The 23,859-nt window shown below is 71.7% G+C and carries 18 protein-coding genes and 1 pseudogene; 16 read left to right on the top strand and 3 right to left on the bottom strand.

Annotated elements, in window-relative coordinates; translation table 11 throughout:
- Window positions 1-56: 56 nt before the first annotated feature.
- Genes ACIOSR_RS02080 through ACIOSR_RS02065 form a run of 4 tightly spaced genes read left to right on the top strand, consistent with a single transcriptional unit; the run spans window position 57 to window position 3,245 of the window.
- The gene (locus ACIOSR_RS02080; protein WP_159824824.1) at window positions 57-893 is read left to right on the top strand and encodes an ABC transporter ATP-binding protein; all 837 of its coding nucleotides are present in this window, start codon (window positions 57-59) and stop codon (window positions 891-893) included.
- A complete protein-coding gene (locus ACIOSR_RS02075; protein ID WP_402751716.1) occupies window positions 890-1,576 on the top strand; it encodes an ABC transporter permease in 687 nt (228 codons plus the stop codon). Before ACIOSR_RS02080 ends, ACIOSR_RS02075 begins: the two co-directional genes overlap by 4 nt.
- Window positions 1,573-2,313, top strand: coding sequence for an ABC transporter permease (locus ACIOSR_RS02070; RefSeq protein ID WP_402751715.1), 741 nt, complete (start codon window positions 1,573-1,575; stop codon window positions 2,311-2,313). The genes ACIOSR_RS02075 and ACIOSR_RS02070 overlap by 4 nt, the downstream gene beginning before the upstream one ends.
- On the top strand, window positions 2,310-3,245 hold the full coding sequence (locus tag ACIOSR_RS02065; protein ID WP_277959322.1) for an ABC transporter substrate-binding protein: 936 nt from the start codon (window positions 2,310-2,312) through the stop codon (window positions 3,243-3,245). The genes ACIOSR_RS02070 and ACIOSR_RS02065 overlap by 4 nt, the downstream gene beginning before the upstream one ends.
- Window positions 3,246-3,335: 90 nt before the next feature.
- Here the strand turns inward: ACIOSR_RS02065 and ACIOSR_RS02060 are convergent, their stop codons facing one another.
- Window positions 3,336-4,004 (bottom strand): DedA family protein, encoded by a 669-nt coding sequence (locus tag ACIOSR_RS02060; RefSeq protein WP_402751714.1) that lies wholly within the window; start codon window positions 4,002-4,004, stop codon window positions 3,336-3,338.
- Between the two features lie 143 nt (window positions 4,005-4,147).
- On the opposite strand from ACIOSR_RS02060, the gene ACIOSR_RS02055 reads away from it, so the two are divergent.
- The 4 genes from ACIOSR_RS02055 to cydC are packed head-to-tail and all read left to right on the top strand — an operon-like array spanning window position 4,148 to window position 10,016.
- Window positions 4,148-5,560 carry a cytochrome ubiquinol oxidase subunit I gene (locus tag ACIOSR_RS02055; RefSeq protein ID WP_123570195.1) on the top strand — a complete coding sequence of 471 codons (1,413 nt, stop codon included), beginning with the start codon at window positions 4,148-4,150 and terminating at the stop codon, window positions 5,558-5,560.
- A gap of 43 nt (window positions 5,561-5,603) precedes the next feature.
- Window positions 5,604-6,605 carry a cytochrome d ubiquinol oxidase subunit II gene (gene cydB, locus ACIOSR_RS02050; protein ID WP_056045711.1) on the top strand — a complete coding sequence of 334 codons (1,002 nt, stop codon included), beginning with the start codon at window positions 5,604-5,606 and terminating at the stop codon, window positions 6,603-6,605.
- Between the two features lie 10 nt (window positions 6,606-6,615).
- Window positions 6,616-8,259, top strand: coding sequence for a thiol reductant ABC exporter subunit CydD (cydD, locus tag ACIOSR_RS02045; protein WP_056045708.1), 1,644 nt, complete (start codon window positions 6,616-6,618; stop codon window positions 8,257-8,259).
- A complete protein-coding gene (gene cydC / locus ACIOSR_RS02040; protein WP_402751713.1) occupies window positions 8,256-10,016 on the top strand; it encodes a thiol reductant ABC exporter subunit CydC in 1,761 nt (586 codons plus the stop codon). Before cydD ends, cydC begins: the two co-directional genes overlap by 4 nt.
- Window positions 10,017-10,049: 33 nt before the next feature.
- Here the strand turns inward: cydC and ACIOSR_RS02035 are convergent, their stop codons facing one another.
- Window positions 10,050-10,877 (bottom strand): aminotransferase class IV, encoded by an 828-nt coding sequence (locus ACIOSR_RS02035; RefSeq protein ID WP_402751712.1) that lies wholly within the window; start codon window positions 10,875-10,877, stop codon window positions 10,050-10,052.
- A 32-nt stretch (window positions 10,878-10,909) separates the two neighbouring features.
- On the opposite strand from ACIOSR_RS02035, the gene ACIOSR_RS02030 reads away from it, so the two are divergent.
- The 5 genes and pseudogenes from ACIOSR_RS02030 to holA all read left to right on the top strand — a co-directional run bounded on the left by ACIOSR_RS02030 (window position 10,910) and on the right by holA (window position 19,352).
- Window positions 10,910-12,334, top strand: a complete 1,425-nt coding sequence (locus ACIOSR_RS02030) for an anthranilate synthase component I family protein (protein ID WP_402751711.1) — start codon at window positions 10,910-10,912, stop codon at window positions 12,332-12,334.
- Window positions 12,335-12,514: 180 nt separating this feature from the next.
- Window positions 12,515-15,061 (top strand): leucine--tRNA ligase, encoded by a 2,547-nt coding sequence (leuS, locus tag ACIOSR_RS02025; protein WP_369794399.1) that lies wholly within the window; start codon window positions 12,515-12,517, stop codon window positions 15,059-15,061.
- A 104-nt stretch (window positions 15,062-15,165) separates the two neighbouring features.
- On the top strand, window positions 15,166-15,870 hold the full coding sequence (locus tag ACIOSR_RS02020; RefSeq protein ID WP_402751710.1) for a ComEA family DNA-binding protein: 705 nt from the start codon (window positions 15,166-15,168) through the stop codon (window positions 15,868-15,870).
- A gap of 353 nt (window positions 15,871-16,223) precedes the next feature.
- Window positions 16,224-17,663 (top strand): annotated as a pseudogene (locus ACIOSR_RS02015) (ComEC/Rec2 family competence protein); the annotation flags it as partial.
- Window positions 17,664-18,317: 654 nt separating this feature from the next.
- Window positions 18,318-19,352 (top strand): DNA polymerase III subunit delta, encoded by a 1,035-nt coding sequence (gene holA / locus ACIOSR_RS02010; protein WP_402752196.1) that lies wholly within the window; start codon window positions 18,318-18,320, stop codon window positions 19,350-19,352.
- Between the two features lie 117 nt (window positions 19,353-19,469).
- On the opposite strand, the gene rpsT is transcribed toward holA, so the two are convergent.
- Window positions 19,470-19,730 (bottom strand): 30S ribosomal protein S20, encoded by a 261-nt coding sequence (gene rpsT, locus ACIOSR_RS02005; RefSeq protein ID WP_043596189.1) that lies wholly within the window; start codon window positions 19,728-19,730, stop codon window positions 19,470-19,472.
- A 243-nt stretch (window positions 19,731-19,973) separates the two neighbouring features.
- Between rpsT and ACIOSR_RS02000 the strand changes: the two genes are divergently transcribed.
- The 3 genes from ACIOSR_RS02000 (at window position 19,974) to lepA (ending at window position 23,854) form a co-directional block, all read left to right on the top strand.
- Window positions 19,974-21,125 carry a pyridoxal phosphate-dependent aminotransferase gene (locus tag ACIOSR_RS02000; RefSeq protein WP_159824834.1) on the top strand — a complete coding sequence of 384 codons (1,152 nt, stop codon included), beginning with the start codon at window positions 19,974-19,976 and terminating at the stop codon, window positions 21,123-21,125.
- Between the two features lie 54 nt (window positions 21,126-21,179).
- Window positions 21,180-21,488 (top strand): DUF4190 domain-containing protein, encoded by a 309-nt coding sequence (locus ACIOSR_RS01995; RefSeq protein ID WP_402751709.1) that lies wholly within the window; start codon window positions 21,180-21,182, stop codon window positions 21,486-21,488.
- A 515-nt stretch (window positions 21,489-22,003) separates the two neighbouring features.
- A complete protein-coding gene (gene lepA / locus ACIOSR_RS01990) occupies window positions 22,004-23,854 on the top strand; it encodes a translation elongation factor 4 (RefSeq protein ID WP_056045691.1) in 1,851 nt (616 codons plus the stop codon).
- The last annotated feature ends 5 nt before the right edge of the window (window positions 23,855-23,859 follow it).

Below are 23,859 nucleotides of genomic sequence, written 5' to 3'. Positions count from 1 at the left end.
TGGGTGAACGCCCTGGCAAGTGTCGATTCGTGCTGCCCACGAGGAATGAGCCACCCATGATCGAGTTCCGTTCCGTGACGAAGCAGTACCCCGACGGCACCCTGGCGGTGGACGACTTCAGCCTGGTGATCCCGTCCCGGAAGACCACGGTCTTCGTCGGGTCGAGCGGCTGCGGCAAGACGACGATCCTGCGGATGATCAACCGCATGGTCGACCCGACCTCCGGTGTCATCGAGATCGACGGCAAGTCGATCGGCGACCTCGAGCCCGTCGGGCTCCGCCGCAGCATCGGCTACGTCATGCAGAACTCCGGTCTCCTTCCGCATCGCAAGGTCGTCGACAACATCGCGACCGTCCCCGTCCTCAAGGGCACGTCGAAGAAGGTCGCCCGTGACCGCGCCCTCGAGCTCATGGACACGGTCGGTCTCGACCGTGACCTGGCCCAGCGCTACCCGAGCCAGCTGTCCGGTGGGCAGCAACAGCGGGTCGGCGTGGCCCGTGGCCTCGCCGTCGACCCGAACATCCTGCTCATGGACGAGCCCTTCGGTGCCGTCGATCCGCTCGTCCGGTCCGACCTGCAGCAAGAGCTCATCCGGTTGCAGCGCGAACTCGACAAGACCGTCGTCTTCGTCACGCACGACATCGACGAGGCCTTCTACCTCGGCGACCAGGTCGTGATCCTCGAGAAGGGCGGCCAGATCGCCCAGCAGGGCAGCCCCTCCGAGATCCTCTCGGCACCCGCCACCGACTTCGTCGCCGAGTTCATCGGAGCCAACCGGGGCAAGCGTGCCCTCCACGTCGAGCAGACGCCGACCGGGCAGGTGGTGGTGGACGGCGACGGGCGCACCGCCGGGGTGCTGACCGAGTCGGTCCGAGGTGGGCAGGCGTCGTGAACTGGATCTGGTCCAACAGCGACTACATCCTCGACAAGACGATCGTGCACCTCGGCCTGAGCGTGCCGCCGGTCATCCTGGCGTTCGTCATCTCGCTGCCCATCGGCTGGTTCGCGAACCGGTACCGGGTGTCGAGGGGCATCCTCACGGTCGCCGGTCTGTTCTACGCGATTCCGTCCTTGCCCCTCCTCATCGCCCTGCCGGTGGTCTTCGGCACCTCGCTGCGGAGTCCCGTCAACATCGTCATCGGCCTCACCCTCTACGGCATCGCCCTCATGGTCCGGTCGGTGGCCGACGCCCTCGCCGCCGTCGAGGCCGACGTCACGCAGTCGGCGATGGCCGTGGGCTACTCGTCCTGGCAACGGTTCTGGAGGGTCGAGTTCCCCCTGGCGGGTCCGGTCATGCTCGCCGGTCTGCGGGTCGTCGTGGTGAGCACGGTCAGCCTCGCCACGGTCGGAGGGGTGCTCGGCGTCAACGGTCTGGGACTCCTCTTCATCGACGGCTTCCAGCGCGACATCACCGCCGAGATCGTGGCGGGGATCGTGCTCACCATCGTCATGGCCCTCGTGCTGGACTTCCTGCTCGTGCTCCTCGGGCGGGTCCTCATGCCCTGGAGCCGCAAGGACGCGAAGATCAAGCCCGTCGCTCCCGTCCAGGCCCGCCAGAAGGTCGTGCTGCCGTGAACTTCTTCGTCGAGGCGTTCGCCTGGCTCGCGGACCCGATCCACTGGACGGGTGCCGACGGCATCCCCACGAGGCTGGGCCAGCACCTCTGGTACAGCGCCCTCTCGGTGGTGATCGCCTCGGTGATCGCCGTTCCCGTCGGGTACCTCATCGGACACACCGGCCATGGTCGCTCGATCGCCGTCTCGATCTCGGGCGGCGCGCGTGCCCTGCCCTCCTTCGGCGTCATCACCCTGATCGCCCTGTCCGTCGGCATCGGCCTCACCGCGCCGATCATCTCGTTCGTCATCCTGGCGATCCCGTCGGTGCTCGCCGGTGCCTACTCGGGGTTCGAGGCCGTCGACCGCAAGACCGTCGACGCCGCACGGGCCGTGGGCATGACCGAGTGGCAGATCATGACGAAGGTCGAGATGCCCCTCGGCCTGCCCCTGTTGATCGGCGGCATCCGGTCCGCCGTCCTCCAGGTCGTCGCGACGGCGACCCTCGCCACCTTCGTCGGCGCGGGCGGTCTCGGCAGCTACATCATCACGGGCCTCCGGGCGAACGACTACCCGAAGATGCTGGCGGGCTCCATCCTCGTCATCGCCCTCGCGGTCGTCCTCGAGATCCTCTTCTCGATCGTCCAGCGCCTCGTCGTCCCCGCCGGGGTCACGGCCGGGCGCCCCACCGACATCCGCTCCAGGGCCGTCCGGCCCGGGGCGGTCGCGGCAACACCCCTCACGAAAGGCACACAGTGATCACAGCGAACAAGAAGGGCCGGCTCACCGTTCTCGGCGCAGTCGCGATCGGGGCCATGGTGGCCCTGGCAGGGTGCGCGTCGAGCGACCCGCTGAGCTCCGGCGACTCGTCGGCGTCGAGCGACGGCGACACGCTCGTCATCGGCTCGCAGCAGTACTACTCGAACGAGATCATCGCCGAGCTGTACGCCCAGGCCCTCGAGGCCAAGGGCTACACGGTCGACCGTCAGTACCAGATCGGTCAGCGCGAGGTCTACCTGCCCGAGCTCGAGTCCGGCAAGATCGACGTCTTCCCCGAGTACACCGGCAATCTGTTGCAGTACTACGACAAAGACGAGACCGCCAAGTCGCCCGAAGAGGTCGAGACGGCCCTCGCCGCCGCGTTGCCCTCCGGTCTGACCGCGCTGAAGGCCGCTGCTGCGTCCGACCAGGACAGCTACAACGTGACGAAGGAGTTCTCCGAGGAGAACGACATCACGAGCCTGGCCGACCTCAAGGACTACTCCGGCACGCTGACGTTGGGTGCTCCGCCCGAGAACGCCGAACGTCCCTACGGCCCTCCCGGGTTGAAGAGCATCTACGGTGTCGACGTCACCTCGACGCCGATCGACGACGGTGGTGGCCCGTTGACGGTCAAGGCCCTGACCGACGGCAGCGTCCAGCTGGCCGACATCTACACGGCCAGCCCGTTGATCGCCGAGAACGACCTCGTCACCCTGGAAGACCCCGAGAACATGATCCTGCCGCAGAACGTGGTGCCGATCGTGTCCGACAAGGTCGACTCCGACGCGCAGGACGTCATCGACAGCGTCGACGAGGTCCTGAGCGCCTCCGACCTGCAGAAGCTCAACTCGAAGAGCCAGACCGACAAGGAGTCCTCGGCCACCATCGCCAAGGACTACCTGACCGAGAAGGGCCTGCTCGACAGCTAGGCCCCCTCGTCGAGAGCCCCGTTCCGTCCGCGGAACGGGGCTCTCCGTCGTCCGGGCCCCGCCCGGAGGGCGACCCCGAGGAGGCGCGGGTCAGGACGACCCGTCGCCCGCGTCCCCGTCGGGGCGTGTCATGTGGCGCTCCTCGCGGTGGTGCAGGACCTTCTTCACGACGACGACCAGCAGGACGAACGCGACGATGATGCCGACGAAGACGTACCCGGCCTGGTGCAGTCGGTCCGCCAGCTCGCGGTAGCTGCCCGCGGCCGCCGCGCCGACGGAGACGTAGGCGAGGGCCCAGAGGAGGCAGGCGGGGGCCGTCCAGGTGAGGAACGTCCGGTAGCGCATCGGGCTCGTGCCCACCGTCAACGGGATGAGCGAGTGCAGCACCGGCAGGAACCTCGAGACGAAGACGGCGATGCCGCCCCGTCGCGCGAGGTAGTTCTCGGCCCGGACCCAGTTCGCCTCGCCGAGGCGCCGTCCGAGCGCGCTCGCGCGGATCCTCGGTCCGAAGAACCGGCCGAGGGCGAACCCGACGCTCTCGCCCACCAGGGCGCCGAGGACGAGGGCGACCACGAGCGCACCGAACTCGAAGGGTGACCCCACCGCCGTGGCCGACACGATCGCCACCGTGTCGCCCGGCACGATCAGGCCGAGCAGCACCGACGTCTCGAGCACCATGGCGATGCCGGCCAGCACCGTCCTCAGCACGGGATCGACGGACTGCACCAGGTCGAGCAGGGTCGTCAGCACGTCGTTCACCCGCCCGAGCCTATTCACAGCGAGTGCACGGCGCCCGGGTGCCCTAAACGACAGGTGTCGTTCATCTTCGGATCTAGGCTCGACACGTCCCGACGGTGCGACGCACGACCACCACCACCATCCGAGGGAGAAGGCACATCCCGATGAACGAGCTGCTCGACCCGCTGCTGTTGTCCCGCTGGCAGTTCGGGCTCACCACGATCTACCACTTCCTGTTCGTGCCCCTCACGATCGGCATGGCCTTCACGGTGGCGGTCTTCCAGACGGCCTGGGTGCGCACCGGCCGCGTCCACTACCTGCAGCTGACCCAGTTCTTCGGCAAGATCTTCCTGATCAACTTCGCCATGGGCGTCGTGACCGGCATCGTCCAGGAATTCCAGTTCGGCATGAACTGGTCCGACTACTCGCGGTTCGTCGGCGACGTGTTCGGCGCCCCGCTCGCGCTCGAGGGCCTGCTCGCGTTCTTCCTCGAGGCGACCTTCATCGGCATCTGGATCTTCGGCTGGGACAAGGTGCCGCCGAAGCTCCACCTGCTGAGCATCTGGGGTGCGACGGTCGGCAGCATCCTCTCGGCGTACTTCATCATCGCCGCCAACGCCTTCATGCAGAACCCGGTCGGCTACGACATCAACGAGGAGAAGGGGCGGGCCGAGCTCACGAGCATCTGGGAGGTGCTGACCAACAAGGTCGCCCTCGCCGCGTTCCCGCACACGATCTTCGCCTGCTTCATGGTCTCGGCCGCGGTCATCGTCGCCGTCGCCGCCTGGCACCTCTCGCGCAACCAGCACCTCGAGACGATGCGACCGGCCCTGCGGTTCGGTCTCTGGACGATGGTGGCCGCCGGCGCGCTCACCTTCATCACGGGCGACCAGCTGGGTCTCGCCATGGTCGAGACCCAGCCGATGAAGATGGCGGCCGCGGAGGCCCTGTACAAGACCAGCACCGGCGCCGACGCCTCGTTCTCGATCTTCACCCTGGGCACGCCCGACGGGGTGCACGAGCTCTTCAGCATCCGGGTGCCGTACCTGCTGTCGTTCCTGTCGACGCACACCTTCGACGGCACGGTCGAGGGCATCAACGACCTCCAGGCGCAGTACGTGCAGCTCTACGGTCCGGGGGACTACACCCCGATCATCTGGGTCACCTACTGGTCCTTCCGCTGGATGATGGGCCTCGGCATGGTCAGCGTGCTCGTCTCGCTCGTCGGCCTCTGGATCACCCGCAAAGGACGCCTGCCGCAGAACAGGTGGGTCTGGCGGGCCGCGGTCTTCAGCTACCCGATGCCCCTCCTCGCCATGATCGTCGGCTGGGTCTTCACCGAGATGGGTCGACAGCCCTGGCTCGTCTTCGGGCTGCTGAAGACCGAGGACGGCGTCTCGCCGGGCGTCACCGGCCTGACGGTGCTCATCTCGCTCGTCGCCTTCACGCTGATCTACGGCACGCTCGCGGTCGTCGAGTTCAAGCTCATCGTCAGGGCCGCCCAGAAGGGGCCGGCCGACGCCCCCGAACCCGACCCCGTGTCGGGCGAGATCCGCCACGAGGCGACGGTCTACTGATGCCCACCACCCCCACCGAACCGATGCGAGAAAGGCTCTGACCATGGACCTCCCCACCCTCTGGTTCGTGATCCTCGGGTTCTTCTTCGTCGGCTACTTCGTGCTCGACGGCTTCGACTTCGGGGTCGGCATGTCCCTGCCCTTCCTCGGTCGCGACGACACCGACCGGCGCGTGCTGATCAACACCATCGGTCCGGTCTGGGACCTCAACGAGACCTGGGTCATCGTCGCCGGTGCGTTCCTGTTCGCGGCCTTCCCCGAGTGGTACGCCACGCTGTTCAGCGGCTTCTACCTCCTGATGCTGCTCATCCTGCTGGCCCTGATCGCGCGGGGCGTCTCGTTCGAGTACCGCCACCAGCGTCCCGAGTCCTCGTGGAAGCGCCGCTTCGACCTCATGATCGTCGTCGGCTCGGCCGTGCCGGCGTTCGTCTGGGGGCTGGTGTTCGCCAACGTCGTGCAGGGCGTGCCGCTCGACGAGGGGCACAACTACACCGGGACGTTGGTCGACCTGTTGAACCCCTACGCCCTGCTGGGCGGTCTCACGACCCTGCTGCTCTTCTTCACGCACGGCGTCGTGTTCGTCACGCTCAAGACCGAGGGGGCGATCCGTGACCGGGCCCGGCGCCTGGCCACCCGCGCGGGGCTCGTGACGATCGTCGTCGCGGCGTCCTTCCTGGTCCTGACCTCGCTGATGCACGGGACCCTCGCCTCGGTGGTCCTCTCGGCCGGGGCCGCCGTCAGCCTGATCGCCTCCTTCGTCGCGAACCTGCGCGGTCGCGAGGGCCGGTCCTTCGGCCTGATGGCCCTCACGATCGCCCTGGCGGTGTCGAGCCTGTTCGCCGCGCTCTTCCCCTGGGTGATGCCCGCGAGCAACGATCCGGCGAACGGTCTCACGATCGCCAACGCGTCGAGCTCGACCTACACCCTGACGATCATGAGCTGGGTGGCCCTCGTCTTCGTCCCGCTCATCCTCGGCTACCAGGGCTTCACCTACTGGATCTTCCGCAAGCGGATCACCCGGGCTACCATCCCGGCCGCGCACTGAGGCGACGTCCGTGAAGCCGCTCGACCCGCGCCTCCTGCGCTACGCCTCCGCCGCCCGGGTGTTCCTGGGGCTCGGTGCCGTGCTCGGCCTCGCGCAGACCCTCGCGATCGTCGCCGTGGCCTGGTTCACCACGACGGCCGTGGTCCAGGTCGTCGACGGGCGCGTCTCCGGTCTCTCGACCACCCTGCTGGGGCTCGGGGTCTCGGTGGCGGCACGATCGCTCGTCGCCTGGGCCCTCGAGGTGACGGCCGCGCGGGCCGCGGCGCAGGTCAAGAGCCAGCTGCGGGCCCGGGTCGTCCGCGCGGTCGCCGACCGGGGGCGCGCCTGGGTCGACCGCCACTCCTCGGCGCGCGTCGCGACGCTCGTCGGCCCCGGGCTCGACGCCCTCGACGAGTACTTCGCGCGCTACCTGCCGCAGCTGGTGCTGACGGCCCTGGCGACGCCGCTGCTGATCGTCGTCATGGCGCTCCACGACTGGTTGTCGGCCCTGATCGTCGTGCTGACCCTGCCGTTGATCCCCGTCTTCATGGTCCTGATCGGGTGGACCACGCGGGCCGCCCAGACCCGGCAGTGGGACCGCCTGACGCACCTCGCCTCGTCGTTCGCCGACGCCGTGGGCGGGGCGTCGACGCTCAAGGCCTTCGGTCGCGAGCGGCGCCAGGTCGAGCGGATCGGTCGCATCACCGACGACTACCGGGTCGAGACGGTCACGGTGCTGCGCGTGTCGTTCCTCAGCGGCTTCGTGCTCGAGCTCGCGGCGTCGCTGTCCGTCGCACTCGTCGCCGTGTCCATCGGCATCCGGCTCGTCGAGGGGTCGCTGGGGCTGACCGCCGGACTGTTCGTGCTGTTGCTCACCCCCGAGGCCTACCTGCCCCTGCGCCAGGTCGGAGCCAACTACCACGCCGCGGCCGACGGGGTCGCGGCGGCGGACGACGTCTTCGAGCTGCTCGACGACGAGGACGGCGACGTCACGCCCCGGTCGTCCCGGGCGACGACCGACGCCGATCCGGCCGCGGCCCTCCCCGAGGCCGACGCGCTCGTCGTCGACCGGGTGTCGGTCGGCCGAGGAGGCGCGGTGCGGCTGGCCGAGACCTCCTTCGTCGCCGAGACGGGTCGCGTCACCGCGGTCGTCGGACCGAGCGGTGCCGGGAAGTCCACCCTGCTCGACGCCGTGCTGGGGCTCGAGCCGTGCGAGGGACGGGCCGTCTGGCGCTCGTCGGGCCGCGCGCCCGCCCGCCACGAGATCGCCTGGTCGGGCCAGTCCGCCCAGTTGTCGTCCGGCACCGTCGCCGACAACGTCGGCCTCGGTGACGAGGACGGCCCCGACACCGAGGCGGTCGTCCGCGCCCTCGACCTGGCCGGCGCGGCCGGCCTCGACCCGGCGCTCGTACTCGGGGCCGGCGGCGAGGGCCTGTCCGGCGGCCAGGCGCAGCGGGTGTCGGTGGCCCGGGCGCTGTACCGGCTCGACCGGGTCGGGGCGCGCCTCCTGCTGGTCGACGAGCCCTCGTCCGCCCTCGACCGGGTCACCGAGGCCCGGGTCGTCGAGGGCCTCCGTCGCATCGCGGCCACGGGCGTCGCCGTGGTCGTCGTCACGCACCGCCGCGCCGTGAGCGACGCGGCCGACGTCGTCGTCCCGATCGGAGGCCCCTCGTGACCCGCTCGTTGCTCCGTACGGCTCAGCCCGCCGGGCGCCGCGCCGCCCCCGGCCTGGTCTTCGGGTCGCTGAGCGCGCTCTCGGCGGTGGCCTTGCTCGCGGCGTCGGCGTACCTCATCACGCGGGCCGCCGAGCAGCCGCCGATCCTCTACCTCTCGCTCGCCGTCGTGGGCGTCCGCGCGTTCGCCCTGACCCGCGCGGTCTTCCGCTACCTCGAACGGCTGTCGAGCCACGACGCGGCCTTCCGTCAGCTGGCCGTGGTCCGCACCGAGCTCTACCGCCGACTGATCCGCGTGGCCCCGGCGGGTCTCGGCCGCACCGATCGCGGCGACCTGCTGGCGCGCGTCGTCGGTGACGTCGACGCCCTGCAGGACCTTCCCCTCCGGGTCGTGCAGCCGCTCGTGGTGTCGGGCCTGACCTCGGTCGTCGCGGTGATCGGCGTCGCCCTGGTGTCGCCGATGGCGGCGGTCGTCCTGGCAGGCGCACTCGTCGTCGCGTTCGTCGTCGGCTGCGTCGCCGCGGACCGGCTCGCCCGCCGCAGTGAACGCACCCTCGCCGACCGGCGGGGGGCGCTCTCGGCCGCCGTCGTCGACCTCGTGCAGAACCTCGACGTGCTCGTCGCGTTCGAGGCGGTGGACCGTCAGCTCGCCCGGGTCGCTCGACTCGACGACGACCTGCGCCGCGCCTCCTCGCGTCGGGCCCTGACCGGGGGCGTGGTCGCCGCCGTGCTCTCGGCGCTGTCGGGTGCCGCCGTGCTCGCGACGATCCCCGTCGTGGCTCCCGACGTCGTCTCGGGTGGGCTGACCGGTCCGGCCTTCGCGCTGGTCGCCCTCGTGCCCCTCGCCGTCTTCGAGGTCGTCGGTGCCGTCCCGACGGCCGTGCTGGCCTGGCGTCGCGTGCGGGCGAGCGGCGATCGTGTCGACTCGGCGGTGCCGGTCGACGTGCCGGCCGGCGTCGTCGACGACGACCACGTGTCCGGTGGGGCGGACGTCACCGCCTCCGACCCTCTCCGAGCCCACGGGCCCGCCGTGCCGGCCTCCGTGCCCGCGCTTCGCCTGCGGGGAGTCTCGGCCACCTGGCCGGGGGCGGCGGGCCCCGCGCTCCGCGGCGTCGACCTCGACGTGGCCGTCGGCGACCGCCTCGTGGTCGAGGGGCCGAGCGGCGCCGGCAAGACCACGCTGGGGTGGGTGCTGGCCCGCTTCGTCGAACACACGGGTCGCTACGAGGTCGGGGGAGTCGACACGGCGATCCTCGCCCCGGCCGCCGTCCGGGCCACGGTCGGCCTGATCGAGCAGACGCCCTACCTCTTCGACGAGTCCCTGCGGCAGAACCTGCTCTTCGCCCGCGACACGGCCACCGACGACGACCTGCTCGCGGTCCTGGACCGTGTCGGGCTGGGCCGTTGGGCCGCCGAGCGCGGCGGGCTCGACGCACCGGTGGGCGAGCGCGGCGTCCTCGTCTCGGGTGGCCAGGCCCAGCGCATCTCGCTCGCGCGTGCCCTCCTGCGGGGGTTCCCGGTGCTCGTGCTCGACGAGCCGACGGCCGGACTCGACGCCGAGACCGCCCGGCGGCTCGTGCACGACGTCCTGACCACCGCCCGCGACGACGGCTCGACGGTCGTCGTGATCTCGCACGTCGAGGTGCCGGCCGAGCTGGTGACGCGGCGCGTGCGTCTCGAGGCGGGCCGCCTCGGCGAGGTCGAGGCGGGCTCCGAGGTCGGGTCCGAGGTCACGCTCGACGACGGGGCCGGCGCCTGACGCGTCGAGGCACCGATCGCGGCCCGGTGGGGGTCAGCCGTCGACCGGTCGTCGCAGGCGGTCGAGTCGGCCGCGCCAGAGCGCCAGGCGCCCCGGCTCCTCGGCGGGTGCCGGGCCGTCGATCCAGCCGGTGACGATGCGGATGCCGTGCAGTGCGCCGAGGCTCCAGACCTCGAACCCGTCGAGCTCGTCCGGTCGGGTGCGGTCGTGCAGCACGTCGACGCCGAGGACGGCGGCCAGCGTCGTCAGGCTGCGGACCGTGACGCCCGGGAGGCGCGCCAGGTCGTCCGACGGAAGGCAGAGGGCGTCCCCGCGCCACCAGACGATCGAGCTCCAGGCGCCTTCGACGACGTGCCCCTCGGGCGAGAGCAGCACGGCCTCGCCGGCCCCTCGGGACCGCGCCTCGGAGACGAGCGAACCGAGGGCGGCGAGGTCGGGCCCCTTGACCGTCGGTCGTGTGCGGGGGTCCCGGTCGGCCGTGGCGAGGACGACCGAGCGGTGACGCGGGGGAGCGGGACGGAGGCGCAGCCGCAGCCGTGCCCGGTCGCCGTCCTCGGCTCCGTCGCCCGCGACGAGCTCGACGCGGGGGAACCAGGCTCCCGCCCGGGGGAGGACCGCGAGGGCCGCCGTCCAGAACGCCGACACCTCGTCCGCGTCGGGCGCCCCGGGCACCTCGGCGACCGACCCGGCGAAGCGGTCGCGGTGCACGTCGAGCGCCAGCACCGAGCCGTCGTCGACCAGCCACGAGTCCGCCACGAGGAGGCGCGGGTCGGCGTCCGCCGCCCCTCCGCCCCCGCGCGTCGCCAGCTCGTCGCCCTGCCAGACGTGCAGCACGTCACCACCCGGCCGCTCGCCACTCATCGGGTCGGGTCTCCGCTCATAGGATCAAGGGTATGCGTCCCGCGGTCGTCCGTTCCTCCCTGCCGTGGCGCGACCCCGAGGCCGTCGTCCGGCACCTGGCCGCGACCGGCGACGTGGTCTGGCGCGACGCCGGGGTGGGCGCCGTGCGGGGCCGCTCGGTCGTCGGGTGGGGTCGGGCCGCGACGGGCGACGTGCGCGACGGCGGCGCCGACCGGCTCTGGCAGGCGGTGCGTGACGACCTGGTCGACGTCGAGCCCGACAGCCATCCGCTCGGTTGGGCCGGCTGGCTCGGCTACGGCTTCGGCTGCCGGCTGCTCGACCGCGACGCCACCGAGGGGCACCGGCGGGCAGCCACCGCCTCCACCGTCGCCGCCGACGGGGACCCCGCCGACCTCGCCCTGCTCGACGTCGACCGTGCCCTGGTCTTCGACCACGCCGCACGCTCGGTCGAGGCCGTCGTGCGGGCCGGCGACCCGTGGGCGTCCTCCCTGGTCGAGACCTGGGCCGACGTGCCGCCCGAGCCTCCGGTGCCCGGGCCGACCCGCGCCTCCTCGGGGGGCACCGCCCCGCCCACCGTCCGCTGGCGGCACCGCCCCGACGAGTACCTCGACCTGATCGAGGGGTGTCGGCGGGCCATCGCGGCCGGCGAGGCATACCAGCTCTGCCTGACCACGGCCGTCGACGTCGTGGGGCCGGTGGACGCGCTCGAGGCCTTCGCGCGCCTCCGTCGGTCCTCGCCGGCGCCGCACGCGTCGTTCGTGCGCATCGGCGACGTGGCCGTCGTCGGGGCGTCGCCCGAGTCGTTCGTCGAGGTGACGGCCGACGGCCGGGTGTCGTCGGCGCCGATCAAGGGCACGCGACGCCGCGGGTCGGGCGCCGACGACACGGTGCTCGCGCGCGAGCTCGTCGAGAGCGAGAAGGAGCGCGCCGAGAACGTCATGATCGTCGACCTGGTCCGCAACGACCTCGCCCGGGTGGCCCTGCTCGGCACGGTCGAGGTGTCCGAGCTGCTCGCCGTGCACTCGTACGAGCACGTCCACCAGCTCGTCAGCACGGTGCGGGCCCGTCTCGGGGCGGGGTGCACCGCGGCCGACGTCGTCGAGGCGGCCTTCCCCGCCGGGTCGATGACCGGTGCCCCGAAGCGACGGGCCGTCGAACTGCTCGCCGACCTCGAAGGAGCGCCCCGGGGGGTCTACTCGGGCGCGACCGGCTGGCTCGGGCGCGACGGCTCGGCGAGCCTGGCGATGACCATCCGCTCGATCGTCGTCCACGGGGCCCGGGCGGCGGGTGCGGGACGGCCCGCGCGACCGGCGGGTGCTCGCGTCGGGGTGGGCGGCGGCATCACCATCTCGTCGGTGCCGGTCGACGAACGCGACGAGGTCGAGCTCAAGGCGGCGGCCCTGCTCGCCGTGCTCGGCGTCCGTACCGCCGACGGGGCGCCGGTCCGCATGTCGTGACGGCGCGTGCCGTTCGGTAGCCTTGGCGAGGATCGCCGAGCCCGGCGCACGTCGCCGTGCCCTCGCACGGACGGTCCGCCCCCACCGCACCGACTGCCAGCAGTGAATGAGAGCCCCGTGGCACACGAGCACGACACGACCGCGACCGACGCCTCCTCGGCCATCCCGCCCCACGACGGCGTGCCCGAACGCGAGTACGACGTCGCCCGCCTGCAAGAGAAGTGGCAGGCCCGGTGGGACGCCGAGCAGCCGTTCGTCGTCGACCCCGACGACAAGCGGCCGCGCAAGTACATCCTCGACATGTTCCCCTACCCCTCGGGCGACCTGCACATGGGCCACGCCGAGCAGTACGCCCTCGGCGACATGGTGACGCGGTACTGGCGCCAGCAGGGCTTCAACGTGCTGCACCCGATCGGCTGGGACAGCTTCGGGCTCCCCGCCGAGAACGCGGCCATCAAGCGCGGCGTCGACCCCCGCGAGTGGACCTACGCGAACATCGCGCAGCAGAAGCAGAGCATGAAGCTCTACGCCCCGTCGTTCGACTGGAGCCGGGTGCTGCACACGAGCGATCCCGAGTACTACAAGTGGAACCAGTGGCTGTTCCTCGAGATGTACAAGAAGGGCCTGGCCTACCGCAAGGACAGCTGGGTCAACTGGGACCCGGTGGACCAGACCGTGCTCGCCAACGAGCAGGTGCTGCCCGACGGCACCAGCGACCGGTCGGGTGCCGTCGTGGTCAAGAAGAAGCTGACGCAGTGGTACTTCAAGATCACCGACTACGCCGACCGCCTGCTCGACGACCTCAACCAGCTCGAGGGCCGGTGGCCGACCAAGGTGCTCAACATGCAGCGCAACTGGATCGGCCGCTCGATCGGTGCCGACGTCCACTTCGCCATCGAGGGCCGTGACGAGAAGGTCACGGTGTTCACCACGCGTCCCGACACCCTCTACGGCGCGACGTTCATGGTCGTCGCGCCCGACTCCGACCTCGCGGCCGAACTCGTCGCCGACGCGACGGACGACGTCAAGGCGACCTTCGCCGAGTACCTCGTCGAGGTGCAGAAGGCGACCGAGATCGAGCGCCAGTCGAGCGAGCGCCCCAAGACCGGCGTGCCGCTCGGCCGGGTGGCGGTCAACCCGCTCACGGGCGACCCGATGCCGGTCTGGGCCGCCGACTACGTGCTGGCCGACTACGGCCACGGCGCGGTCATGGCCGTGCCCGCTCACGACCAGCGCGACCTCGACTTCGCCCGCAAGTACGACCTCCCGGTGCGCGTCGTGGTCGACACGAACGCGCCCGTCACGGGCGTGATCCCCAAGCTCGAGCTCGACGAGGACGGCCAGGCGATCCTGCCGGACGACCTGCCCGACCTGAACCCCCGCGAGACGGGCGTGGCCCTGACCGGCGACGGCCGACTGATGAACTCGGGCGCCCTGACCGGCCTCAGCAAGTCGAACGCGATCAAGCGCGTCGTCGAACTGCTCGAGGCGTCCGGCGACGGCGGGGCGGCCAAGACGTACCGTCTGCGCGACTGGCTGATCTCGCGCCAGCGCTTCTGGGGCACGCCCATCCCGATCGTGCACGGCGCCGACGGCGTCGAGGTGCCGGTGCCCTACGACGAGCTGCCGGTCCGACTGCCGTCGACCGAGGGCCTCGACCTCAAGCCGAAGGGCAGCTCGCCGCTCGGCGCGGCCGAGGACTGGGTGAACGTGCCCGACCCGCGCGACGGGTCGCCCGCGCGTCGGGACGCCGACACGATGGACACCTTCGTCGACAGCTCGTGGTACTTCCTGCGGTTCCTCGATCCCACCGACGCCGACCGGGCCTTCGACCCGGCCCAGGCCAGCAGGTGGGCGCCGGTCGACCAGTACGTCGGAGGCGTCGAGCACGCCATCCTGCACCTGCTCTACGCGCGCTTCATCACCAAGGTGCTCTTCGACCTCGGCCACGTCGACTTCACCGAGCCCTTCAGCGCGCTGCTGAACCAGGGCATGGTGCTGCAGGACGGCGCCAAGATGAGCAAGAGCAAGGGCAACGTCGTCAGCCTCTCCGACGAGATCGAGAAGCACGGCGTCGACGCCATCCGCCTGACGATGGCCTTCGCCGGCCCGCCCGAGGACGACATCGACTGGGCCGACGTCTCGCCCGCCGGTTCGGCCAAGTTCCTGGCCCGGGCGTTCCGTCTCGCGAGCGACGTCGACAGCTCGCGCGACGTGGTGTGGGCCGACGGCGACCAGGCCCTGCGCCGGGTCACCCACCGGTTCCTCGCCGAGGCCCCGGGGCTGAGCGAGGCGTTCAAGTACAACGTCGTCGTCGCTCGCCTGATGGAGCTCACCAACGCCGTCCGCAAGGCGATCGACTCGGGTCCCGGCGCGTCCGACCCGGCGGTGCGCGAGGCGACCGAGACCGTCGCGCTGGGGCTGTCGCTGTTCGCTCCCTACACGGCTTCCGAGATGTGGGAGAAGCTCGGCTACGACGGCGGTGCCCTCGCCACGTACGGCTGGCGGAAGGCCGACCCGACGCTGCTCGTCGAGACGAGCGTCACCGCGGTCGTCCAGGTCAACGGCAAGGTGCGCGACCGGCTCGAGGTGTCGCCCAAGATCGCCTCCGACGAGCTCGAGGCGCTGGCCCGCGACTCGGCGGCCGTGCAGCGCGCGATCGGCGACAAGCAGATCGTCAACGTCATCGTGCGGGCGCCGCGCCTGGTGAACATCGCGGTGAAGTAGGTCACTCGGGGCGTCCCGTCCCCACCCGTCGACGGCCGCCCTGGCTCCCCAGGGCGGCCGTCGTCGTCCGCGCGGGCGGACGCCCGCTCGTACCGTGACGGGTCATGACCGTCAGCTTCCGCACCGCCGTCGACCCGTCCGAGCCGGGTGGTCCGCGGTGGCGCGTGGGGGTCGGGGCGGTCGTCGTCCTGCTCTTCGTCGTGCTGGCGGTGAGCGTCGCCGTGTCGGCCTTCGCCACCCGAGGAGGCACGGCGGACGAGCTCGTGACCGTCGAGCCGGGCACCGGGGCCGAGGCCGGGGCAGGGGCCGGCACCGCACCTCCCGCGGGTGCCTCGGTCGTCTTCGTGCACGTGCACGGCCGGGTGGCGGCGCCCGGCCTGTACGAACTGCCGCACGGCGCCCGCGTCGTCGACGTGGTCGCGGCGGCCGGCGGGTTCACGGACGAGGCCGACCAGGCGGCGGTCAACCTCGCGCGGGTGCTGGTCGACGGCGAGCAGCTGCGGGTGCCGGCCGTCGGTGAGACCGCGGACGACGGGGTGGCGGGTGGTGGTGACGCGGCGGCGGGTGGACCGGCCGCGGGGGGAACGGCGACCGGTGGCGAGACGGGGGCCGGTGGCGGGACGGTCGACCTCAACCTCGCGGACGACGCCGCGTTGCAGACGCTGCCCGGGGTGGGGCCGGCGACCGCGGCGGCGATCATGTCCTGGCGTGACGAGAACGGCCGCTTCCGCAGCGTCGACGACCTGCTGGGGGTGCCGGGCATCGGTCCGAAGACGCTCGAGGCACTGCGCGAGCGGGTGCGGGTGTGACGCCCGGTCGCGTCCTCGACCTGCGGCTCGGGGTGCCGGTGGCCGTGGCGTGGGTCGGGCTCGCCGTGGGTTCGACCCGGCCGGGGCTGTCGCCCGTCGTGGCCGCCGTCGCCCTCGTCGTCTGCGTCGTCGCGGTCGGGCTCGTGCTCGTGGCGCGGGTGGGCGCCCTCGCCGCCGGGCAGGTCCTGCTGGTGGTGGCCCTGAGTGCCGGGGCGTGTGCCGGGCTCACGGGCCAGGCGGCGGTGCGCGACGACCGCCGTCACCCGTCGGGGCTCACGACGTCGGTGGGGCACGCGGTCACCGTCGAGGGGCGCCTGCTCGACCGGGTCGAGGCGCGGTCCGACGTCCTGACGATGTCGGTCGACCGACTCGACGTCGGCGCGGGGACCGTGGCCCTCGGGGACCGCGTCCCGGTGCGGGTGTTCGGGGCGCGCCTCGACGGTCGCCGGTCGGCCGAGATCGGGGCCCGGGTGACGGCCCGGCTCGTCCTGGGCCCGGTGAGGTACGGCGAGTCGGTCGCGTTCGAGGGGCGGGCGGTCGAGCCGCTCGGCGTCCGCGCCGAGCCCGGGCGGACGTCGGCCTGGTCGAACGGGCTCCGCTCGGTCTTCCGTGCCGTGGCCGCAGACCTGCCGGGTGACGGCGGGGCCCTGCTGCCCGGGCTCGCGATCGGCGACACGTCGGGGGTGCCCGACGACCTCGACGACGACATGACGCAGGCGTCGCTCAGCCACCTGACGGCCGTGTCGGGCTCGAACTGCGCCGTGCTGGTCGCACTCGTGGTGCTCGTCGGGTCGGTGCTGAGGGTCCCGCGGTTGCTGCGACTCGCGATGGCCGTCGTCGTGTTGGTGGCGTTCGTCGTGCTCGTCACGCCCGAGCCGAGCATCGTCCGGGCCACCGTCATGGCGGTGCTCGTCCTCGTGCACCTCGCCGTCGCACGGCCGATCGCCGGTGTGCCCGTGATCGCGCTGGCGGTCGCCGGGCTGCTGTTCGCGGACCCGTGGTTGGCCCGCGACCTCGCCTTCGTCCTGTCGGTCCTCGCGACGTCGGGGCTCGTCGTGCTCGGAGGGCCGCTGACCGCCCTGCTGGCGCGCCTCGTGCCCGAACCCGTAGCGGCGGCCCTCGCCGTCCCCACGGCCGCGCAGCTCGCCTGCCAGCCCGTGCTGCTCGCCCTCGAACCGAGCATCGCCCTGCACGGCGTCGCCGCGAACGTGCTGGCCGGCCCGGCGGCTCCGGTGGCGACCGTGGGTGGGCTCGTCGTCTGCGTGCTCGCGCCCTGGGCGCCCGCGACCGCCGCGGCCGTCGCGTGGGCCTCGTGGCTGCCGTCGTCCTGGGTCGCGGCCGTCGCCCGGTCGGCGTCGACCTGGCCGGGCACGCGACTCGGGTGGGACGCCTCGGCGCTCGGCGTCGCCTCCCTGGTCGGCGTGACGGCCCTCGTCGTGGTCGCCGTGGTGGCCCGGGCCCGCGGCCGCCTGCGGGCCGTCGCGACGACGCTGCTGGTGGGCGTGCTGGTGGCCACCGTCGGGGTGGTGGGCGGGCGCACCGTGGTGACCCGCGCCTCCGTTCCCGACGACTGGGTCGTCGCCCAGTGCGACGTGGGGCAGGGCGACGCCGTGCTCGTCCGCAGCGCGCGGGCCGTCGCCCTGATCGACGTGGGTGACGACGAGGCCGCCGTCGACCGCTGCCTCTCGACGTTCGGCGTGCGCCACGTCGACCTGCTCGTGCTCACCCACTTCGACCGTGACCACGTCGGGGCGATCGGCTCGGTCGTCGGCCGGGTCGGCACGGCCCTCGTCGGGCCCGTGGGGCGCTCGGACGACGCCGAGGTCGTGACCGCCCTGCGCGGCGGTGGCGCCGAGGTCCAGGAGGCGCGGGTCGGCACCCGGGGACGCCTCGGCGACCACACGTGGCGGCTCCTCTGGCCGCCCACCGCGACCCCGGCGGGCAACGACGCCAGCCTCGTGGTGCGCCTCGACCCGGGCGGGTCCTGCCGGGTCGGCTGCCTCTCCCTGCTGGCCCTCGGCGATCTCGGTGAGACCGCCCAACGCCGTCTGGCCTCGTCACCCGACGGCGACGAGGGGCTCGGGCGGGTCGACGTCCTGAAGGTCTCGCACCACGGGTCGGCGGACCAGCACGCCGAGTTGTACGAGCGGGTGTCGGCCCGCGTCGGCCTGGTGGGCGTGGGGGCCGACAACTCCTACGGGCACCCGACCGACGTCGCGCTCGACCTGGTCCGGGACGGCGGGGGAGTCGTGGTCCGCAGCGACGAGGCCGGTCAGGCCGCCGTCACGCCCGTCGGCCGTGACGGCGGCGACGTCGGCCTGCGGATCTGGCGGGAGCACGCGGGGTCCGCGGGTCGAGATCGCGCGTCCGACACGTCGGTGGCGTCCTCTAGCATCGGAGGAGGCGCGGCGGGCCCCGCGTCCGTGGGACGACGTCCGAGAGGCAGCATGGCAGCGCGAGCGAGTGGCAAGACGGCGAAGAAGGCCTCGGTCGCGATCGACCAGGTCGGGTGGGACAAGATCCGCCCCGCGGCCGTCGTGCTCGTGAGCGGGCCGGAGCAGTTCCTCGCCGACCGTGCCTCCCGCCAGCTGCGCGACCAGCTCGTCGCCGAAGACCCCAGCCTCGAGGTGCACGACCTCGAGGCCGACCATTACCAACCCGGCGAGCTCGTGACGCTGGCGAGCCCGTCGCTCTTCGCCGAGCCACGTCTCATCCGCGTCTCGAACGTCGAGAAGTGCACCGATGCCTTCCTCATCGAGACGCTGCGCTACCTCGACACGCCCGCCGACGACACGACCCTCGTCTTGCGCCATGGGGGCGGGGTCCGCGGCAAGAAGCTGCTCGACGCCGTCCGGGGCGGCACCGGCGGCGGCCTCGAGGTCGTGTGCGCCGAGCTCAAGAAAGACACCGAGAAGCTCGAGTTCGCGGCCGCCGAGTTCGCCGCCGAACGGCGTCGCATCTCGCAGGGGGCCCTCCGGGCGCTCGTGACGGCCTTCAACGACGACCTGGCCGAGCTCGCCAGTGCGTGCCAGCAGCTGATCAGCGACGCCGCGGCCGAGATCACCGAGGCCACGGTCGAGAAGTACTACTCGGGTCGGGTCGAGACCAACGCCTTCAAGGTGGCCGACGCGGCCATCGCAGGTCAGCAGGGCGAGGCTCTGGTCCTGCTCCGCCACGCGTTGTCGACCGGGGCCGATCCCGTGCCCGTGGTGGCGGCCTTCGCGATGAAGATCCGCACCATGGCCAAGGTGCAGGGCTCCTACGGTGGCTCGGGTCAGCTCGCCTCGCGCTTCGGACTCGCCCCGTGGCAGGTCGAACGGGCACAACGAGATCTCCGTGGCTGGACCGAGGACGGGCTGGGCCGGTGCATCGAGCTGCTCGCCGAGACAGACGCGGCCGTCAAGGGCGCCGAGCGCGATCCGGTGTACGCGCTCGAGCGGATGGTGACCATGATCTCGACGCGCGGTTCGCTGCTGTCGTGAGTCGCGCCTCCTGACCGTCCGGTCGCCTGTCCTGCGGGCGAACGGGGACGACGAAGGCCCCGTCTCGATCGAGACGGGGCCTTCGTCGTCGAGCCCGGGGGCTCGGGGGAGGGGAGCCTAGAGGGCGCCGACCTGCTTCGCGATGGACGACTTGCGGTTCGCGGCCTGGTTCTGGTGGATGACGCCCTTGCTGGCGGCCTTGTCGAGCTTCTTCGACGCGAGGAGCAGAGCCGAGGTGGCCTTGTCCTTGTCGCCGGCGGCGATGGCCTCGCGGGTGGCGCGGACGGCGGTCTTGAGCTCGCTCTTGACGGCGCGGTTGCGGTCCTGGGCCTTCTTGTTGGTGCCGATGCGCTTGATCTGCGACTTGATGTTTGCCACGTGAACTACTTTCTGGATTCTGAGTATCGGACGATGTGCGCCAGCCGAGCGTCCGACCGACGTGAATCGATCGACCCGGTGCTGCCGCCGGTGATGGCCACCGGAGCGGCTCTCGGCTGCGATCGCGTTCCGCCACTGCAGACGTAACGCGCAAGCCAACAGGCAACGTTACCAGCAGCGAGCCCGACTCTCAACGAACGTCGACCGGTCGGCGTGCCGTGTCGTGCGGGGTACCGTGCCATCATGCCTCAGCTCGCACCCCACATGACCACCGTGCCCGCTTCCGGAATCCGTCGGGTCTACGAGCTCGCGGCGCAGCTCGACGGCGTCGACATGCTCGTGGTGGGCGAACCCGACGTGCCCGTCGCCCGCCACATCGCCGACGCCGCACGCCGCGCCTGGGCTGACGACCGCACCGACTACACGCCGAACGGCGGCATCCCGGCCCTGCGCGAGGCGCTCGTGGACAAACTCGCCCGGGAGAACGACGTGCACGTGGACCTCGAGCAGGTCTGGGTCACCGTCGGGGGGACGCAGGCCCTGCACCAGACGATGGGACTGCTGCTCGCGGCCGGTGACGAGGTGCTGGTGCCGGACCCCGGTTACACGACGTTCACGATGAACGCCCACATGCTCGACGCCGTGCCCGTGCCCTACACGTTGGCCCCCGAGCTCGGCTTCCACCCCGACCTCGACGAACTCGAGAACCTCGTCGGCGACCGCACCCGTGCCCTCATCGTGAACAGCCCGTCGAACCCGCTCGGCGTCGTCTATCCGGAGGAGACGCTACGGCGCCTGCTGGACTTCGCCCGCCGGCACGACCTCTGGGTCATCAGCGACGAGGTCTACGAGTACTTCACCTACGGGCCGAAGCACGTCAGCCTGGCGTCACTCGATGGCGACGACCGGGTGTTCAGCGTCTTCTCGATGAGCAAGACCTACGCCATGACGGGCGTGCGAGTCGGCTACCTCGTGACGCCCAAGGGCCTCGCGGAGACGATGCGCACGGTCCAGGAGGCGGCCATCAGCTGCGTCGCCGAGCCCGACCAGCACGCCGCCCTCGCCGCCGTCGTGGGGGACCACCAGCCAGTGGCCGACGCCCGCGAGCACTATCGGAGCAACCTCGACCTCGCCACGACGCTGCTCGACGAGCGGGGCATCCGGTACCTCGAGCCCACCGGCGCCTTCTACCTCTGGATCGACGTCAGCCACGCGTCGCAGGGCGACGTGGCGGCGTGGGCCGAGCGGTTCCTGCTGTCGGAGCGCGTCGCGGTCGCGCCGGGCAGTGCGTTCGGCCGGAGCGGCGAGGGGTGGATCCGCGTCTGCCTCGCGTCGTCACCCGAGGTGATCACCCGGGGGCTCGGCAAACTGCCGGCGCCGGGCGACCCCCGCTGAGATCCGGGGGTCAGCCCCCTGGGGTCGACGCGAGGGGCTTCCTAGGCTCGGAGCATGACGAACCAACCCGTACACACGACCTTCTCCGCCTCCAGCACCGGCGTCCGTTCGCCCCTCGCCGTCTGGAGCCTCGTCCTCGGCCTCGCCTCGATCGGCTTCGGCTTCACCTTCGTCGTCCCGATCGCCGGCCTCGTCCTCGGCATCCTGTCCCGCCGCCGTGAGCCCCAGGGTCGCAGCATGGCGCTCGTCGGCATCGTCTCGTCCGCCGTCATGCTCGTGGGCACGCTGATCGCCCTGGCGATCGGCCTCGCCGTCGTCGGGGGTGCGGGCGTCCTCGCGCTCCTTCCCGGCACCGCCGCCTGACCCTCGGCCCGGCAGTCCCGCCCGGCGGGCCCGTCCCGCGTTCCGGCTCGCGCCTCCCGCGCCCGCGCTCATCTCGCGGTCCGGCTCGCGCCTCCCGCGCTCGCGCTCGTCCCGCGCTCATCCCGCGGTCCGGCTCGCGTCGGCCGCGTCGGCAACTCCTGCCTGCCGTCGCACGCCCGTCGCGACGCCGGGGAGTCCGACCGCCCGAGCGGCACCGGCCAGGAGTTGCCCGCACCGCCCCGCTGGCTCGCGCCCCCCTCTGACCCACCCGCCGACCGGCCCACCCGCTCGCCCGCCCCGCGGCGTCCCGCGCGCACGGCATCCGGTGCGGCCACGGTGTCGGCAACTCCTGCCTGCCGTCACGGCACGAGCCGTCGACCGGGGGAGGCGCGGTGCCGGTCGCGACACCGGGCAGGAGTTGCCGACGTACGGCCCCGCGCGGGCCGACGCCCGATCCGTCGCCCGGGCGTGGGAGAATCGTGCGGTACCCCCGCCCACCACCCCCAGAGGATCGTGTGAGTCCCCAAGCAACCCGCGCACTCGAGCCGGCGTCGACCGAGCCCGAGTCCCTCCGCAACTTCTGCATCATCGCGCACATCGACCACGGCAAGTCGACCCTCGCCGACCGCATGCTGGGCATCACCGGCGTGGTCGAGTCGCGTGCGATGCGTGCCCAGTACCTCGACCGCATGGACATCGAGCGCGAGCGCGGCATCACGATCAAGAGCCAGGCGGTGCGCATGCCGTGGGAGCGCAACGGCGAGACCTTCGCGCTCAACATGATCGACACCCCCGGCCACGTGGACTTCAGCTACGAGGTCTCCCGCTCGCTGGCCGCGTGCGAGGGGGCGATCCTGTTGGTCGACGCGGCCCAGGGCATCGAGGCGCAGACCCTGGCGAACCTCTACCTGGCGCTCGAGAACGACCTCGAGATCATCCCGGTGCTCAACAAGATCGACCTCCCGGCGGCCGACCCCGACAAGTACGCCGCCGAGCTGGCGGGCCTGATCGGCGGCGACCCCGCCGACGTGCTGCGGGTCAGCGGCAAGACCGGAATGGGCGTCGAAGAGCTCCTCGACCGCGTCGTCGACCGCATCCCCTCTCCCGTCGGCGTCAAGGACGCACCGCCCCGCGCGATGATCTTCGACTCGGTCTACGACAGCTACCGCGGCGTCGTGACGTACATCCGCATGATCGACGGCACCCTGCACCCTCGCGAGAAGGTGCAGATGATGTCGACGAAGTCGACCCACGACATCCTCGAGATCGGCGTCTCGTCACCCGAGCCCGTCCCGAGCCAGGGGCTGTCGGTCGGCGAGGTCGGCTACCTCATCACCGGCGTGAAGGACGTCCGCCTCTCGAAGGTGGGCGACACCGTCACGACGTCGGCCAAGCCCGCGACCGAGGCCCTCAGCGGGTACACCGAACCGCTGCCGATGGTCTTCTCGGGGCTCTACCCGATCGACGGCAGCGACTACCCCCTCCTCCGCGAGGCCCTCGACAAGCTCAAGCTGTCCGACGCCGCGCTGGTGTACGAGCCCGAGACCTCGGTGGCCCTCGGCTTCGGCTTCCGCTGTGGCTTCCTCGGCCTGCTCCACCTCGAGATCGTCACCGAACGACTCGACCGCGAGTTCGGCCTCGACCTCATCACGACGGCCCCGAGCGTCATCTACGAGGTCACCACCGAAGACAAGAAGACCGTCACGGTCACCAACCCGAGCGAGTTCCCGGGCGGCAAGATCGCGAGCGTCAGCGAGCCCATGGTCAAGGCGGGCATCCTCGCGCCCAAGGACTACGTCGGCGTGATCATGGAGCTCTGCCAGCAGCGCCGCGGCACCCTGCTGGGCATGGAGTACCTCGGCGAGGACCGGGTCGAGATCCGTTACGCGATGCCCCTCGGCGAGATCGTGTTCGACTTCTTCGACAGCCTCAAGTCGAAGACGGCGGGCTACGCCAGCCTCGACTACGAGCCCATCGGCGATCAAGAGGCCGACCTGGTCAAGGTCGACATCCTGTTGCAGGGTGAGCAGGTCGACGCCTTCAGCGCGATCGTGCACCGCGACAAGGCCTACGCCTACGGGGTGCTCATGACGGGCCGGCTGCGCGAACTCATCCCGAGGCAGCAGTTCGAGGTCCCCATCCAGGCCGCCATCGGTGCCCGGATCATCGCCCGCGAGAGCATCCGGGCGATGCGCAAGGACGTCCTGGCCAAGTGCTACGGCGGCGACATCTCGCGCAAGCGCAAACTCCTCGAGAAGCAGAAAGAGGGCAAGAAGCGCATGAAGACCATCGGTCGGGTCGACGTGCCCCAAGAGGCCTTCATCGCCGCCCTCAGCGGCGACGTCGAGAAGAAAGACAAGAAGTAGGGTCC

This window comes from Frigoribacterium sp. NPDC087798 (genome assembly GCF_044742985.1).
GTDB lineage: Bacteria > Actinomycetota > Actinomycetes > Actinomycetales > Microbacteriaceae > Frigoribacterium.
Note: the sequence above shows the minus strand (reverse complement) of the source record. Positions and strands in the feature narration are given on the sequence as shown.

Excerpts from the sequence above, each read along its gene's own strand:
- ACIOSR_RS02080 (WP_159824824.1), top strand. The coding sequence starts at position 57 with ATGATCGAGTTCCGTTCCGTGACGAAGCAGTACCCCGACGGCACCCTG.
- ACIOSR_RS01995 (WP_402751709.1), top strand. The coding sequence starts at position 21,180 with ATGACGAACCAACCCGTACACACGACCTTCTCCGCCTCCAGCACCGGC.
- ACIOSR_RS02020 (WP_402751710.1), top strand. The coding sequence starts at position 15,166 with ATGACCGTCAGCTTCCGCACCGCCGTCGACCCGTCCGAGCCGGGTGGT.
- cydB (WP_056045711.1), top strand. The coding sequence starts at position 5,604 with ATGGACCTCCCCACCCTCTGGTTCGTGATCCTCGGGTTCTTCTTCGTC.
- ACIOSR_RS02030 (WP_402751711.1), top strand. The coding sequence starts at position 10,910 with ATGCGTCCCGCGGTCGTCCGTTCCTCCCTGCCGTGGCGCGACCCCGAG.
- holA (WP_402752196.1), top strand. The coding sequence starts at position 18,318 with ATGGCAGCGCGAGCGAGTGGCAAGACGGCGAAGAAGGCCTCGGTCGCG.
- ACIOSR_RS02035 (WP_402751712.1), bottom strand. The coding sequence starts at position 10,877 with ATGAGTGGCGAGCGGCCGGGTGGTGACGTGCTGCACGTCTGGCAGGGC.
- ACIOSR_RS02055 (WP_123570195.1), top strand. The coding sequence starts at position 4,148 with ATGAACGAGCTGCTCGACCCGCTGCTGTTGTCCCGCTGGCAGTTCGGG.
- ACIOSR_RS02000 (WP_159824834.1), top strand. The coding sequence starts at position 19,974 with ATGCCTCAGCTCGCACCCCACATGACCACCGTGCCCGCTTCCGGAATC.